Annotated in this window: 8 protein-coding genes and 1 pseudogene; 3 read left to right on the forward strand and 6 right to left on the reverse strand. The window is 67.6% G+C overall.

Annotated features, from left to right (window positions below; translation table 11 throughout):
• A pseudogene (locus tag VJ655_RS01300) lies at window positions 1-1,146 on the forward strand (peptidase); the annotation flags it as partial.
• A gap of 429 nt (window positions 1,147-1,575) precedes the next feature.
• On the opposite strand, the gene VJ655_RS01305 reads toward VJ655_RS01300, so the two are convergent.
• The 4 genes from VJ655_RS01305 to VJ655_RS01320 form a co-directional block, all read right to left on the reverse strand.
• Window positions 1,576-4,857, reverse strand: a complete 3,282-nt coding sequence (locus VJ655_RS01305; RefSeq protein WP_324097563.1) for a TonB-dependent receptor domain-containing protein — start codon at window positions 4,855-4,857, stop codon at window positions 1,576-1,578.
• Window positions 4,858-4,992: 135 nt separating this feature from the next.
• Window positions 4,993-5,955: a FecR family protein gene (locus tag VJ655_RS01310; protein ID WP_324097564.1), complete on the reverse strand. Its 963-nt coding sequence runs from the start codon at window positions 5,953-5,955 to the stop codon at window positions 4,993-4,995.
• Complete coding sequence (locus VJ655_RS01315; protein ID WP_324097565.1) at window positions 5,952-6,545, reverse strand: RNA polymerase sigma factor; 594 nt, start codon at window positions 6,543-6,545, stop codon at window positions 5,952-5,954. The genes VJ655_RS01310 and VJ655_RS01315 overlap by 4 nt, the downstream gene beginning before the upstream one ends.
• An 87-nt stretch (window positions 6,546-6,632) precedes the next feature.
• A complete protein-coding gene (locus tag VJ655_RS01320; protein WP_324097566.1) occupies window positions 6,633-8,300 on the reverse strand; it encodes an MFS transporter in 1,668 nt (555 codons plus the stop codon).
• Between the two features lie 223 nt (window positions 8,301-8,523).
• Here VJ655_RS01320 and VJ655_RS01325 point away from each other — a divergent pair, with 223 nt between their 5' ends.
• A complete protein-coding gene (locus tag VJ655_RS01325) occupies window positions 8,524-8,691 on the forward strand; it encodes a hypothetical protein (protein ID WP_324097567.1) in 168 nt (55 codons plus the stop codon).
• A 132-nt stretch (window positions 8,692-8,823) separates the two neighbouring features.
• The gene (locus tag VJ655_RS01330) at window positions 8,824-9,435 is read left to right on the forward strand and encodes a peptidylprolyl isomerase (RefSeq protein WP_324097568.1); all 612 of its coding nucleotides are present in this window, start codon (window positions 8,824-8,826) and stop codon (window positions 9,433-9,435) included.
• Window positions 9,436-9,468: 33 nt separating this feature from the next.
• Here the strand turns inward: VJ655_RS01330 and VJ655_RS01335 are convergent, their stop codons facing one another.
• Window positions 9,469-11,034 carry a tryptophan halogenase family protein gene (locus tag VJ655_RS01335; RefSeq protein ID WP_324097569.1) on the reverse strand — a complete coding sequence of 522 codons (1,566 nt, stop codon included), beginning with the start codon at window positions 11,032-11,034 and terminating at the stop codon, window positions 9,469-9,471.
• Window positions 11,035-11,043: 9 nt separating this feature from the next.
• Window positions 11,044-11,499: tryptophan 7-halogenase (locus VJ655_RS01340; RefSeq protein WP_324097570.1), on the reverse strand; the 456-nt coding region annotated here is incomplete at its 5' end.

An 11,499-nucleotide genomic window follows, 5' to 3' on the forward strand; every position in this document is an offset into this window, starting at 1 on the left:
CAGATGGGGATCAAGTTCGACCGCATCCTGGACGCCTTCGAGGCCCCGACCTCGCGCTTGCCCGACCTGATCAAGGTCGCGCCGGGCGCGGTGAAGGGCGCGGGCGGCGCCGGCTGGCTGGTCAGCCACGAGACCAACGCCAGCTTCACCCTGACCAACCGCCTGCTGAAGGCCGGGGCCAAGGTCTATTGGGTCAAAGACGGCGCCAAGGCTGGTGAAACCACCTTCGGCCCCGGCGCCATCTGGGTCCCGGCCTCGCCCGCCGCCAAGGCGGTGATCGACAAGGGCGTCAAGGACCTGGGCGTCGACGCCTACGCCGTGGCCGGCAAGCCCGCCGGCGCCACGATCGCCCTGAAGCCGATCCGCATCGGCCTGGTCGACGTCTATGGCGGCTCGATGCCCTCGGGCTGGAACCGCTGGATGTTCGAGAAGTTCGAGGCGCCGTTCCAGGTGGTCTACCCGCAGCGCCTGGACGCGGGGAACATCAAGAAGGACTTCGACGTCCTGGTCTTCCCCGATGGCGTGGTCCCCGCCCCGGCCGACGGCCCGTTCAAGGCCGGCCGCCCCTCGACCCAGCCCAAGCCGGAGGAGATCCCGGCCGAGTACCGCGCGTGGCTCGGCAAGATCACCGACGACAAGACGCTGCCGAAGATCGCCGAGTTCGTGAAGGGCGGCGGTTCGGTGGTGGCCATCGGCGCCTCGACGCGTCTGGCCACGGCCCTGGGCGCGCCGGTCGATGTCGCCACCGCCAGGACCGAGAACGGCCAACTCAAGGCCCTCTCCAACCGCGAGCTCTACATCCCCGGCTCGGTCCTGCGGGCCAAGGTCGATCCCAAGCAGCCGCTGGCCTACGGCGCCGGCGAGCAGGTCGACGTGTTCTTCGATCGCAGCCCGACCTTCACGATCAAGAGCGACGCCAAGGGGATCTCGCGGGTCTCGTGGTTCGACACCGACAAGCCGCTGCGCAGCGGCTGGGCGGTCGGCCAGGAGAAGCTGAACGGCTCGACGGCGATGCTCGACATCGACCTGGGCAAGGGCAAGATCTTCGCCTTCGGGCCCGAGATCACCCAGCGCGCCCAGTCGTGGGGCACGTTCAAGTTCCTGTTCAACGGACTGCTGTACGGCCCGGCGGCGGCGGGGAAGTAGGCGCAAACCTGCCGACCACCCGGCGGAGGCCGGGCCCCAGATTCGCCGAGAAAATCGGGGTTCCGGATGGGGCCAGAGCTGCTTCCTTCTCCCCTCGCGGGAGAGGGAAGCATGCCCGACGAACAATCACCCCAAAAACAAGATCGGCGCCGGAAGCGACTCCGGCGCCGATTTAGCTTCGAGACCCTAGGGGGCACGGCCCCGAAGCGTTGTCGTTCCACGCCGACTGGCGGTGACGTCGAACGACCCAGGTCACCGTCTGGACCGCAAACAGAGTGACCTAAAATCAAATTGCGCCCCGTCTGGCCGTCGAACCTTGATCTGCCGCAATTCCGGAAATGAAATCGGCGCCGGAGGGGCAGCTCCGGCGCCGATGATCGCGTCTTCGGGGTTTTCAAGGGGGTAGGACGCCCCCGAAGCCGCGACGTCCTAGAACTGCTTGGACAGGTTCAGGTACCAGTAGCGGCCCGTCGCATTGTACAGCGAGCCGTAGTAGCCGAAGTTGGTCGACGAGATCGGCGGGTCCTTGTCGCCGATGTTGCGCACGCCCACGCGGATCGTGGAGCCGTCGAACCGGCCCTCGCTGAACGCGTACTGGCCGTACAGGTTGACCGTCGTCCAGGCCGGCATCTGGTAGTATTCGCCGCCCGTCAGGGTCGAGCCGGTGTCATAGACCTCGCCCACATAGTTGACGAAGGCGCCCGCGCCCCAGCCGTCCTTGCGCCAAGTCAGGCTGGCGCTGCCGCGGAACTCCGGATAGCCGCCCATGCCGATCTGGTTGCCGGCCGTGGTGATCGACACGCCTGGCAGGGAGCCGGCGGCCACGGCCTGCTGAAGCAGGGCCTCGGTCGCGCTGGGCGACTGGTCGTACTTCAGCAGCTTGGCGACGTTGACGCTCAGGCCGAAGTCGCCCCAGGGCGTGCCGTCCAGGTCGTAGTCCAGCGAGAAGTCCACGCCCTGCACCATGCGCGGCTGCAGGTTGGCGTAGGTGTCGCTGATGTAGGCGATGGCGCCGACCGTGTTCGAGCCCACCGGCGCGTCACGCACCACGTTCGGGTTCGAAGACCCTTGCTGGCGCAGCAGCCAGTCCAGGGCGATCTGGTTGCCGCCGCCCAGGATCCCGATGACGCCCTTCTCGCGGATCGACCAGAAGTCGGTGGTCAAGGTCAGCTTGCCGTAGCCCGCCGGGATGAACCGCGGCTGGTAGACGAAGCCCACCGTGGCGTTGTCGGCCTCTTCCGGCTTCAGGTTCTCGTTGCCGCTGCGGATCTCGATGGTGCTGCCGCTCGGGCAGGAAGTCGCCGTCGGCGTGTTGATCCGGCAGAAGGCCCAGTCGGTGCGGGTGTTCGAGACCGAAGCGCCTTCGCTGTAGAACTGCGGCAGGTTCGGCGCGCGGAAGCTCTGCGAGACCGAGCCGCGCAGCGACAGGCCCTGGCCGACCTTCCACAGGATCGCGCCCTTGGGCTTCAGCACATTGCCGAAGTCCGAATAGTGCTCGTCCCGCGCCGCGATCTGCAGGCTGATCTCTTCGACGAACGGGATGTTCATCTCGGGCGAGATGACCGGCACGGCCAGCTCGAAGAAGGCCGAGGCGACCGAGCGATGGGCCGAGACGTCGGGAGAGCCCGAGGCCCCCATGACGTCCGTGTTGTAGGTCACGCCGGTGACGCTGTTGGTGTACTTGATCGTGCCGTCCAGACGGTCGTCGCGATTGTCCTTGTAGGTTTCGCGGCGCAGCTCGACACCCGCCGCGAAGCCGACGTCGCCGCCGGGCAGCCGGAAGAGATCCTTCTTCGAGACCTTGAAGTCGCCCATCAGCAGCGAGGTCTTGCTGATGCGGTACACGTTGATCAGGAACGAGTTGATCGTGTCCTGGCTGTTGGGCGTGGCGTCCGCGCCCGAATAGTTGGTCAGAGACCCACCGTTGAACGGATTGTAGGCCGACGCGTCGGTGCGGTTCAGCGCCGCCTGGAAGAGCGTGTTGCTGATCGCGTTGTGCGTCATGTCCTTGGTGCGGGCCTGGGAGTAGAGCAGCGCGCTGTCCCACTTCCAGCCGTTCCAATCGCCCTTGGCGCCGCCCAACAGGCGGAAGCTGTCGTCGGTCACGGTGTAGGTGCGACCACCGGCGTCGACCGGGCGGTAGTTGGTGATGTTCATCGCCACGCCCGAGTTGGACACGCCGGTCAGCCCCGACAGGCGGTTCGGGTTGACCGCGCCGCTCGCCAGAGTCGTCGGACCGAAGGGGTTCCAATAGGCGTTGGCCGCGATGCTGATCTGCGCCGAGTTCAGCGGCGCGGACTGCTCGCGATTGCCGGTGAACAGCGCGTGGTAGTAGCCGGCCTCGCCATAGGCGGTGATGTCGCCAAAGTCGTGCTCGACCGTCGAGAACAGGTTCGTGCGCTCCAGCCCGCCCTTCAGGCTCCGCTGAGCGTTCTCGTCGTAGCGCAGGGCGCGATCGGCCGCGCCGTTGATCACGCCCGACTTGATGCAGATGTCGCCCGTCAGCGTCGCCGAAGAGCAGCCGGCGGCGGTGTTGGTGATCGGCTCGATGTGGAAGACGCCCGAGGTCGTCAGGGCCACGTTGTTCTGCCGCGGCGCCGTCGAGGGCGGGATCAAGGTGAAGGCGCCCCACGGGCTCGAGGTCGAGCGGTTGTCGAACAGAGTGTCGTTGGCCCAGGCGGTGCCAGCAACGGCGGCGCGATGGTCCTCGCTGGCGGAGTAGTCGCGCTCGCTGGCCATCAGGCGGCTGTGGGCGGTGTAGGAGCCGAAGAAGGTCAGGCGCGTGCCGTCTTCCAGGCGCGTGCCGGCCTTCACGTTGAAGGTCCCTTCACGATAGCCCGTACCTTCCGAACCGCCGATCTGGGTGTCGATCTTCAGGCCCTGGAACTTGGTGTCGAGCACCATGTTGACCACGCCGGCTACGGCGTCCGCGCCATAGATGGCGGCCGCGCCGTCGCGCAGCACTTCCACGCGCTTGACGCCCGGGACGGGGAACGAGTTGGTGTTGACGGTCTGGACCGGCACCAGGTTCTCGGTCTGCGTTCCCGGCGCCAGCACGGCGCGACGGCCGTTCAACAGCACCAGGGTGTTGCCGGTGCCCAGGTTGCGCAGGTTGACCGACGACACGTCGCCGCGCGCGTCGTTCAGGTTGCCGGTGGTGCGGGCTTCCTGGAACTGGACGTCGCCGGCCTGCGGAATCGAGCGGAACAGCTCATCGCCCGAAACGGCGCCGGTCGCGATGATCTCCTTCTCGCCGACCACCGTCACCGGCAGGGCGTCGGTCGTCCGGACGCCTTGGATCTGCGAGCCGACGACCACGACGGCCTCGACGAGTTGAGCCTCGTCAGTCGTCGCGCCGGCCCCCGCGCTGGACGACTGGGGGAGTTCGGCCGGAGCCGGACGCAGCGTGATGGTCTTGCCGTCGTCGGACTGCACGACCAGGCCCGCCGCCTTGGCCAGACGCGCCAGCGCGTCGGCGTCGGCGACATCGCCGGTCACGGCCGGGGTGCGCTTGCCGGTCGCCGCCTCGAACGGGAACAGCACCTGCTTGCCCGACTGCTGAGCGAAGGCCTGCAGCGCGTTCACCGCGTCGCCGGCCGGAATGTTGAAGCTGTGGCGGGCCTCCTGGGCCAGGGCCGGACCGGCCAAGACCAGGACGGCGGCCGACGCCATGAGGAAGCCGCGAACCGTGCGGCGCGTGTCGTTAGACATGGTGTTCTTGTAACCCCTCTCGACGCTCTCCAAGCCCCTACGGGAGAGCGTCTTCGAAGGACCGACGCGGAAGGGTCGCATTTCCGCCAGTGGGCGGCGGAACTTTTTTGGGCGCCCGGCGAAGGACCTCGCGCCCTATCCCCGCCGTGACAGCCGGATCGCGCCGTCGGAGCCTTCCGAGGCCCGCACCGGGAAGGCGCTGGTCACGGCCATAACGAAGCTGGTCGGCTCGGTCGTCTGGAAATAGCCCGCCAGCCGCAGGCCCGCGATCGACGGATCGGCGATGCGGATCTGGCGATGGTTGTAGCGATTGAACTCGGCCACGGCCTGTTCCAGCGACTGACCGTTCAGGGCGATCGCGCCCTGTCGCCAAGCCAGGGCCCGGTCGATCTCGGCGTCGGACACCGCGCGCGAGCGGCTGCCGGACGAGTCGTAGATGGCCGCGACGCCGGCCGCGAGCCGCACGTCGTCCTTGGCCGTTCCGCGGGCCGGATCGAGTTCGACGACGCCCTTCTTGACGGTCACCGCGGCCCCGTCCGAGCGCAGACGAACGGTCATCTCGGTCGCGCCGTCGGCCTCCAGCACCGCGTCGGCGGCCTTGACCACGAAGGGCCGGGTGTCTGGCGCGGCTTCAAACAGGGCCTCGCCCCGCACCAGCTTGACCTCGCGCACGCCCCGGCGGAAGCGCACCACGACCTTGCTGTCGGTGTTCAGCTCGATGCGGCTGTTGTCGCCCAGCACGACCACGCGGCGTTCGCCGATCGCCGTGGCGTAGGCCGTCGAGGTTCCGAACGACAGCGAGCCGGCCACCACGATCGCCATGGCGGCCCCGGCTGCTAGGCCGCGCGCCCAGGGCGAGCGGGCCAGCTCGGGCAGACGCGGACGCCGCGCCGGCGCCAGCAAGTCGGCGTCTGGCCCCGCCGCGCCGGGACGCCAGGCGCGCACACGGTCGAGGCGCGCCCAGGCGGCGGCCTCGCGTTCGAACGCGGCCTCGTGCTCGAAACTCTCCCCACGCCAGGCCTCGAAGGCGGCGCGGTCGGCGTCCGAGCACGAAGGATCGTCAAGCCGGACCACCCAGAGGGCGGCGGCCTGCCTCACCGCTTCGCGTCGTGATCCCGTGTCCCGCTCCATGAGCGCCTTTCGTCGACCTTGCTTTTGCGTTCGTTACGCCGTCCCAGCTTTTCGGAACAGTAGCGCAAGCCTTTGACCAAGTGCTTCTCGACAGTAGAGACGGACAGGCCCAGCCGGACCGCTATCTCGTCCGGCGAGAGGCTGTAAACTTTTCGCAGCGTGAAGACGCGTCGGCATTGCGTCGGAAGTTCGGCGATCGCGTCGGCGAGCGCTCGCAGCTCCTGCCGCGATTCGACAATCGACTGGGCGCCCGGCGCCTCGTCGATCGGTTCGATCCGCTCGAAATCGGCGACGGCGGTGATGGTTAGAACCTTGCGGCGGCGCAGGGCGTCGAGCGCGCAATTGCGCAGGATGCGCGTGGCGAAGGCCCCGGGATTGCCGATCTCGCGCCAGGTCTTGCAGGCGATCGCCCGGGCGAAGGTCTCGTGGACAAGGTCTTCCGGATCGGTCTGCCCGTCCCGACAGAACTGCCGCGCATAGGCCAGCAGGTCCGGCTCCAGCGGCAGGATCTCCCGCCGAAACCAGGCGCGCCTGTCTTCGTCTTCTTGCGCCATCAACGCTCCCCTCGCCGACAAGCAAGCCGATCGAACGGGAAATGGCAACCCGGCGGCCCCGTCGCCGCCGGGCGTTTCGAGGCTCGGCGCCTAATCCTCGATCGGATTGCGCCGCGTATCCTTCAGGAAGAGGGCGCCGATAACGGCGGTCACCGACGCGATGATCACCGGATACCAGAGGCCCGAATAGACATCCCCGGTCGCCGCCACGATCGCGAAGGCCGTGGTCGGCAGGAAGCCGCCGAACCAGCCATTGCCGATGTGGTAGGGCAGCGACATGGCCGTATAGCGGATCCGGGTCGGGAATAGCTCGACCAGCATGGCCGCGATCGGGCCGTAGACCATGGTCACGTAGATCACCAGGATCGCCAGCAGGCCGATGACCTTGGGCTTGTCGACCAGCTTGGCGTCGGCCTTGGCCGGATAGCCGGCGACCTTCAGTTGGTCGCCCAGGTCGGCTTCCCAGGCCTTGCGGGCGGCGGCGAAGGCGTTGCCGGTCGCGCCTTTCGGATCAAAGCCATCCAGAGTCACGCCGCCGACCTGCACGGTGGTGGGCGAGCCCGATGGAGCGGCCTGGGCGCTGTAGCTGACCCCGGCCTTTGCCAGATAGGCCTTGGCCACGTCGCAGGCGGTGTTGAACTTGGCCTTGCCCACGGGATCGAACTGGAAGGCGCAGGTCGCCGGATCGGCCGACACCACGACCGGCGCCGAGGCTTCGGCCCGGGCCAGCACGGGGTTGGCGTAGGTCGTGATGGCCTTGAAGATCGGGAAATAGGTCGCCGCCGCCAGCACGCAGCCGACGATGATGATCCACTTGCGGCCGATCCTGTCGGACAGCCAGCCGAAGAAGACGAAGAACGGCGTGCCGATCAGCAGGCTGGTGGCGATCAGGAGGTTGGCCAAGGCGCCGTCGACCTTCAGCGTCTTCTCCAGGAAGAACTGGGCGTAGAACTGGCCGGTGTACCAGACCACCGCCTGGCCCATGGTCAGGCCAAACAGCGCCAGCAGAACGACCCTCAGGTTCGGCCATTGGCCGAACGCCTCGGCCAATGGCTTCTTGGTCCCCTTCCCTTCGGCGATCATGCGCTGGAAGGTCGGGCTTTCGTGCAGCTTCAGGCGGATCCACAGGGACACGCCCAGGAGCAACAGCGAGACCAGGAACGGGATGCGCCAGCCCCAAGCCTTGAAAGCGTCCTCGCCCAGGCCCATGCGCGTGGCCAGGATGACCAGCAGAGACAGGAAGAGGCCCACGGTCGCCGTGGTCTGGATCCAGCTGGTGTAGAAGCCGCGACGGCCTTCGGGCGCGTGCTCGGCCACATAGGTCGCCGCCCCGCCGTACTCGCCGCCCAGGGCCAGGCCCTGCACCAGGCGCATGACGATCAGCGCGATCGGCGCGGCGACGCCGATCTGCTCGTAGGACGGCAACAGGCCGACGACGAAGGTCGACACGCCCATCAGCAGCATGGTGATCAGGAAGGTGTTCTTGCGGCCCCAGATGTCGCCGAGCCGCCCGAAGATAACCGCCCCCAGCGGCCGGATCGCGAAGCCCGCGGCGAACGCCAGCAGGGCCAGGATGAAGCCCGTGGTCTCGTTGACGCCCGAAAAGAAGTGGCCAGTGATGATCACCGCCAGCGAGCCGTAGAGATAGAAGTCGTACCACTCGAATACGGTGCCGAGCGAAGACGCCCCGATCACCAGCGCGTCGCGCCGCGCTCCCGGCTTGGTTTGGCCAGGCGCGGCTTGGCTATCAGCCCCCATCGATAAGTCCCTTCCCTCCAACGCCGCGTTTCCCCGCGGTCACCCGACGCAGACCCTAACTCGACGAACGCGACTCTTGCGACCGAGGAAATCTGTTAGCGCTCACTTTCCCGACGGACACGCGGCGGTCCTTGTCGCCACGGAATCTTTGAGGTGGAGCGGACGCCCCGTCGTCCCTGCCTGCGACGGAACACCCACGTTCCGTCTGACGAAGGGGTTCAGAATGAACATCTCCAGCGCCACTGGCGCGCGTCCGCCGATCGCGGCGCAGCCTCCCGAAGCCCTTGAGCGGGGACCTGATCGCGACGCCGACGCCGACGATCGCGCCCCGACCGCCGTCAGGTCCGCGCCCGCTCCGGGCACGGGCCTTCGCGTCGACATCAAGGCCTGACCTCGAGAAGCGTGTCTCGGGAAACGCATCTCGGGGAGCCCCGCGCCGTACGTCCGGCGCGGGGTTGTCCCTTCCTTCCTGACGGCTTGCCGCGCTAAGCATCGTCAACCCTGCCGACGAGAGCTGATCGCCATGACCGTTTCGAAGATGGCCCGCCGCCGAGTGCTGACGACTATCGCTCTGCTCGCCATCGCCCTGGGCGCGCCCACGCTGGCCGCGGCCAAGCCCCGGGTCGCCATCGAGACCGACAAGGGAACCATCATCGTCGAGCTGGAGGACAAGAAGGCGCCGATCACCGCGACCAACTTCCTCTACTATGTCGACAAGCACCGCTTCGACGGCGGCCAGTTCTTCCGCGCCAACCGGGCCAAGGGCGTCAAGGGCGCGGGCTCGATCCAGGGTCAGCCCAAGCCCTACTCGCGCCGCGCCCCGCCGATCGCCCACGAGAGCACGCTGAAGACCGGCCTCAAGCACACCGCCGGCGCCATCTCGATGGGACGCGACGCCCCGGGCTCGGCCACGGCCGACTTCTTCATCTGCGCCAGCCCGCAACCCTATCTGGACGCCAAGCCCGGCAAGTCCGACGCGGCCGCCGGCTACGCCGTGTTCGGCTATGTCGTGCAGGGCATGGACGTGGTGAAGAAGATCCTGGCCGGCCGCACCGATGGCCCGACCAACGTCCCCTCGATGAAGGGCCAGATCCTGAACCCGCCGGTGAAGATCATCTCGATGAAGCGGGTTTGACGCCTTTCTCCCCCTGCGGGAGAAGGAGATTCCTCAAGCCACGGTCTTGAACGGCGCGACCACCGTCTCCGGCGGCGGCGCCGGGCATTGCTTGGCCAGGAACTCGCCGTGGCTGGGCAGGCCGGCGACCTGGCTGGCCAGCATCGGCGCGGACTGGTCCAGGGTCTGGGCGATCACCTCGTACGGAACCGTGTCGACCAGCTGCTGATAGCGGCGTGGGCGCACGCCCATGCCCTCCATCACCGACTGCCAGGACGGATTGCGGAACATCTGGTCGACGCCCTCGCGCAGAGCGCCGTGGGCCTTGAAGAGCGCGATGCGTTCCTTGAGGCTTTCGGGGATCGGCGCCTCGCCCACGGCCTTCCAGAACGGCGTGTCCCGGCGCTGACTGGTGCAGTAGTGCAGCACGATGAAGTCGCGGATCTCCTCGTAGTCGGCGGTCATGCGGCGATTGTACTCGGCCGCGAGCGCCGGATCGCAGTCGCGGTCGGGGAAGAACCGCAGCAGGAAATCCATGCCGCGATAGATCAGGTGCAGCGCCGTCGACTCCAAAGGCTCGATGAAGCCGCCCGACAGGCCCACGGCGACGACGTTCTTGTTCCAAAGCTGCTGGCGCATGCCCGTCTTGAACGGGATGAACATCGGGTTCATCAGCGCCTCGCCCTGGAGGTTCTTTACCAGGGTCGCGCGCGCCTCATCGTCGCTGAGATACTTGGAACAGAATACATAGCCGTTGCCGGCCCGGTGCTGCAGCGGGATGCGCCAGCGCCATCCGGCGTCCTCGGCGGCCGACACGGTGAAGGGGTGCGGGTCGCCGACATTCTGAGTCTGCACCACCACCGCGCGGTCGCACAGCAGCATGTCCGACCAGTCGATGTAGGGCGTCTCCAGCGTCTTGCCGATCAAGAGGGCGCGGAAGCCCGAGCAGTCGATGAAGAGATCGCCCTCGACCTCGCGCCCATCCTTCAGGATCACTTTGGCGACGCCCCCGTCGGCGCGGGTCACGACCTCGGTGACGATGCCCTCGGTGCGCGTCACGCCCCGCGCCTCGGCGAACTCACGCAGGAACTTGGCCACCAGCCGCGCGTCGATGTGCAGGGCGTAGGCCGCGCCGCTGATCAAGGTGCGCTGGGCCATGAACGGCAACATGAACTTCCACTGGTCGGCCATCGCCGTCCCGGGCGCGAAGTCCTGCAGGTTCGACGGATGGCCGTTGGCCTTGGCCCGCAGCCAGCACTGGTAGAACTCGTGCGGGCCGATCGGGCCGCCGATGGCGCCGAACGGGTGGTAGTAGTGGTCGCCCTTGGTCTTCCAGTCCTCGAACCGGATGCCCAGCTTGAAGCTTGCCTGGGTGGCCTGGATGAATTCGCGCTCGTCCAGGCCCAGGCTGGCGATCAGTTGCAGGAACGGCGGGATGGTCGACTCGCCCACCCCGATGGTGCCGATCTCCTCGGACTCGATCAGTTCGACTTGGCAATTCCCTTCTTGATGGGCGCCCTTCTGGAAGTAGTGGCTGAGCATCGCCGCCGAGATCCAGCCGGCCGAGCCGCCGCCGACGATGACGATCTTCCTGATGGCGTTGGGGTTGGTCGTGGTCATCGTCGGATCCTACTGGGCGGCCACCGCCGAGCGCGCCCGCGCGCTCGGATTGGGGGAGGTCGTCGGGCGGCAATATTGGTCGAGGAAGGCGCCGTGCGGCGGGGCCGAAGCCACCACCTCGGCGATGGCCTTGCGCATCTCCGCGAGCGGGGCGCCGAGGCTCTTGGGATCGACGCCGTCCAGGCCGGGGTCGACCATCTCCGGCAGCAGGTCGAAGCCCGCGTAGATGGCCATCCAGCTGGCCGGCTGGAACATCTCCCAGCGATAGCGGACGAAGTGGCCGCGCTGGCGGAAGAGGTCGACCTTGCGCTGGAGGGTGTCGGGCAGGGTCAGCGCGTTGCAGTCGCGCCAGAAGGCGGTGTCGCCTCTCTTGTTGGCCCAATAGTGCAAGATGATGAAGTCGCGCACGCGCTCCATCTCGCGCTTGGACCAGTCGTTGAACTCGTCGACCAGCTCGGGCGCGAA

The sequence above is a fragment of the Caulobacter sp. genome (genome assembly GCF_035254145.1).
GTDB lineage: Bacteria > Pseudomonadota > Alphaproteobacteria > Caulobacterales > Caulobacteraceae > Caulobacter.